The 3,872-nt window shown below is 25.0% G+C and carries 3 protein-coding genes; 1 reads left to right on the plus strand and 2 read right to left on the minus strand.

Features of this window, described 5'->3' with window-relative positions:
* Positions 1–62 precede the first annotated feature (62 nt).
* Together AVBRAN12640_RS09730 and mobC are read right to left on the minus strand one after the other, a co-directional pair.
* Positions 63–2,099 carry a relaxase/mobilization nuclease domain-containing protein gene (locus tag AVBRAN12640_RS09730; protein WP_336613002.1) on the minus strand — a complete coding sequence of 679 codons (2,037 nt, stop codon included), beginning with the start codon at positions 2,097–2,099 and terminating at the stop codon, positions 63–65.
* Positions 2,089–2,445: a plasmid mobilization relaxosome protein MobC gene (gene mobC, locus AVBRAN12640_RS09735; protein ID WP_239803862.1), complete on the minus strand. Its 357-nt coding sequence runs from the start codon at positions 2,443–2,445 to the stop codon at positions 2,089–2,091. The genes AVBRAN12640_RS09730 and mobC overlap by 11 nt, the downstream gene beginning before the upstream one ends.
* 317 nt (positions 2,446–2,762) lie before the next feature.
* On the opposite strand from mobC, the gene AVBRAN12640_RS09740 reads away from it, so the two are divergent.
* On the plus strand, positions 2,763–3,596 hold the full coding sequence (locus tag AVBRAN12640_RS09740) for a hypothetical protein (protein WP_239803861.1): 834 nt from the start codon (positions 2,763–2,765) through the stop codon (positions 3,594–3,596).
* Positions 3,597–3,872: the final 276 nt, after the last annotated feature.

A 3,872-nucleotide genomic window follows, 5' to 3' on the forward strand; every position in this document is an offset into this window, starting at 1 on the left:
CATAGCAACTCCCTTAAGTGTTGTAAATAGCCGTGCAAAACACGGCTATTGTTATTTTACTATCATAATCTTAAATAATAATTTGGCTCTTCTTTTGCAGTTTTAAGCTTTTTAGCCTTTTTTAATTCATCATTTTCATATTTTAAATCATCGTTTTCATCCTGTAGTTGTTGAACCGTTGCTGACATATCTTTTGAATGTCTGTAAAGATTCCAAAATGCCTCATTTTGTGCAAGATATTCTTTCCTTTGTTCATTATATTTTTCAAGCAATTCTTTATGTTTTTGGTTTAAATCATCGTTTTCATATTTTAAATTATCGTTTTCATCCTGTAGTTGTTGAACCGTTGCTGACATATCTTTTAAATGTTCATTTTGCTCGTTATATGCTTCAAGCAATTCTTTATGTTTTTGGTTTAAATCATCGTTTTCATATTTTAAATTATCGTTTTGTGCAAGATATTCTTTCCTTTGTTCATTATATGCTTCAAGCAATTCTTTATGTTTTTGGTTTAAATCATCGTTTTCATATTTTAAATTATCGTTTTGTGCAAGATATTCTTTCCTTTGTTCATTATATGCTTCAAGCAATTCTTTATGTTTTTGGTTTAAATCATTATTTTTATATTGTAAATTACTGTACCCTTCGTCTAATGCTTGAACCGTTGCTGACATATCTTTTAAATGTTCATTTTGCTCGTTATATGCTTCAAGCAATTCTTTATGTTTTTGGTTTAAATCATTATTTTCTTTTAGTTTTTGTGCTAGTAAAAAATTAATTCTTTTTAATTCTTCTTGCAACTCTTTAATCATTTGCTCTTCTTCCTTTCTAGCCTTTTCTTTTTGTATTAGCATTTCTAAAGTTATTTTATAGCTATTCATTTTTCTTATTTTTTCGTTTATAATTTCTTGCTCTTTTTGTTTTGGCTTAAAAATGTTTAGTGTTTTTTCAGGTTTTGTTTTGTTATTTATGGTATTTTGGTTTAAACTGCTATCCAGTAATTTTTTTTTATATTCTTCTAAAACTCTATTTTCTATGATTTCTATTTTTTCGTCAATTGTTTTGCTATCAAAGTCTTCGCCAAAATAAGCTTCAATATTGTCTTCTAAAATATCATCTAGTTCTAACTTTGGTTTTGGCATAGATTTAATTAAATCTTCTATACTTTTTTCTTTTACTTTGTATCGCTTTGCTAGTGTTTTATTTCTTGCTTCTTTTAATTCTAAGTATATTTTTTCTAATTTTTCCAAATCTTTATTTTGAGTATTATTTTTTACTCCTTTATTGGCTCTAAAATTATTTATTTTGTTTTGTGTATCGTTTTTAGAGTAGTAGCCATTTTTGTTGTCATAAATAGAGTGTTTTTCTCCTTGCTCATTTATTATGGTTATGTAGCTTCCTTTTTTGTAATCTTCCCCAAATCTGCTTATTTTCCAACTATTATCTCCATAGTTTTCAATAGCTTTTTTAATATCATCTAATGAATTAATTTTATTAGCAAAAATTAGATTTCTAATATATGCGTCAATCGTATATTTAAATGCTTCTCTGTTTTTTTTACCTTTGAGATTTTTTCCGTAAAGTTTATCTAAACCAATAGTTTGCATAAATTTTTTAGTATGATAATTATTACTTACTTCTAAATCAAAAGCATCTACTAAATCATACTTTTGTGCTATGTATTTACATAAGGCCGTATTAAAGGCCCTATCTCTAGTATGATTATAAACTTCTAATTGCGTCATAGTTTGTAGATTGATTTTTGGTATTTGAATATGATAGTGTATATTATCAGTGTCTTTATGTTCTACCATATTTATAAAATAAGCATTATTAAATCCATCTAAAAATTCATATATATAATCCTGGGCCGCTTTTCTTGCTGTTTCTAAACTTACATTTTTTTCAAAACTTATCACAATATTTGTAGCACAAGTTTTATAATTCAAATGCTTAATAATTTCTTTGCTTAATTCAATATCATTATAAATAATTTCGTGACTTGCTCTATCTAATGAATGATTATTTTTATCTTTTAAGACATAATCAGCCCAACCTAAAGCAGTTTTTTTTCCTACGCATTTAAATTTAACTATCATTTTCTTCTTTAATAAAAAAATCCACTATATCTTTACAATACTCTTTTATTTTAATTAACTCATCAAGTGCAGTTTTGTTAATATCTCTTTCTATATTACAAAATCTAGCTATTTGATTTATATTATTAGAAACATTAGAAAATAAATACAATATTTCCCTAGCTTCTTTACTTATTGAATTTTGTTTTTTATCTAAAATTTTTTGCGTTTCTAATTGAAAATTATTATTATTTAAGATTTGTCTAATTACATTAGCTTTAGTTGTTTTATTAGCATCTGCTAATGCTTGGATTTTTTGATAATCATTATTAGTAAAATTAATCTTTACTTGTCTTAATTTTTCCATAAACAATCCTAAAAAAATTTTTATGCGTTTATATTTTTTTTGCAGCTGCAAAAAAAACAAGGCTCGTAGGCGTCAGCCGTAGAGAGTGACAAAAAGACCTATCGCACAGCGATAGGGACTTTTGTCCGTCCTTGCTCCATTGTAATATACAAAGGCCAACGAACTTTAAAAAGCTCCCTACCTTTTTGGGGTAGGGAGCAACACTTAAAAAATAATAATATCTTACAAAAAATTTAATGCGTTTTTCAATATAAATTAAGCTTACTTTAAAAATATATTAATATGATATTAGCATATTAATATAAAGGATTTTTCTTATGGCTGATAGAAAAAAAATGCAAGAATTTTATATTCAAAGAGATGATTTTTTAAGGTATATAAAAAATAATTGCGAGAAATTAGATAGCATTTTCGATAGCGATATTGATGATTTTTTGCCTAAAAAAATTAAGGGAAATTTGTTTGAAAATGATTATTTTGTAAAAGGGTCTTCTTATATAAGGGCCTGCTATTTTGCAAACGATAAATTATTTAATGAATTAATTGAAAGAACAGAACAACTAAAAAAGCTTTATTATGAAACTTTTAATAATAAAACATTAGCTTTATACTTTCCAAAGTTTTTTAATGGCATAGAAAGAGTTACAATAGCATCAAATCGTGCATTTGAAAGTAGAAATTTTACATTAAATGATGAAGCACTTTTTGAAAAAGAAAAAAAGAATAAATTTTTGCTAGTTTATGCTTATGAAAATACAAGGCCAAATGATTTTATTGATTTTTGCAAAGTAAATAAAATTGAATATAAAGAATCTGATTTTTTAGAACTTACTGACAAATACTATGTAGCAATAAATATTTTTGATTTAATGCGATACCTAAAAGATGTTAAAAGAATTAATTTTAATTCAATGAGTTTAAGGGCTTTTACTGGAAATCAATTTTTAATAAGACTTTCTAAGGCAAATGAATTAGCAAAAAGACATACATATTCATTTATGATTTTTAATACTAGGGTAAAAATCAATAGAGCGATAGAACGCAAAAAAAGAGATGATTTACTAGAAAATAAAAAGGTCTTTTATTTTAATGGTTGGAATATAGATTTTAATACAAGTAATAACTTTAATAAAGAAGTCTTTTTATTATAAATCATTGTTGAATATATAAATATGTTATTAGCATATTAATATATTAAAGAACTATATGACCCTAAATTAGGAAAATAAATTAAATCAAAAAATTATTCTTTTTTGCTTAATTGTTGATAATTGTTATCGTTTAAAAAAAAATTGCCCCTTTTTATCAAATTTTAAATTCTTTTTATTATCTTTTCCACCCACTTTATTTATCGATGTGGTAGGCTTTTCCGAAGTATTAAAACCCCAAATTAGGAGTATTAAAACCCCAAATTAGGAGTATTAAAA

Source organism: Campylobacter sp. RM12640, assembly GCF_020137595.1.
Taxonomy (GTDB): Bacteria; Campylobacterota; Campylobacteria; order Campylobacterales; family Campylobacteraceae; genus Campylobacter_E.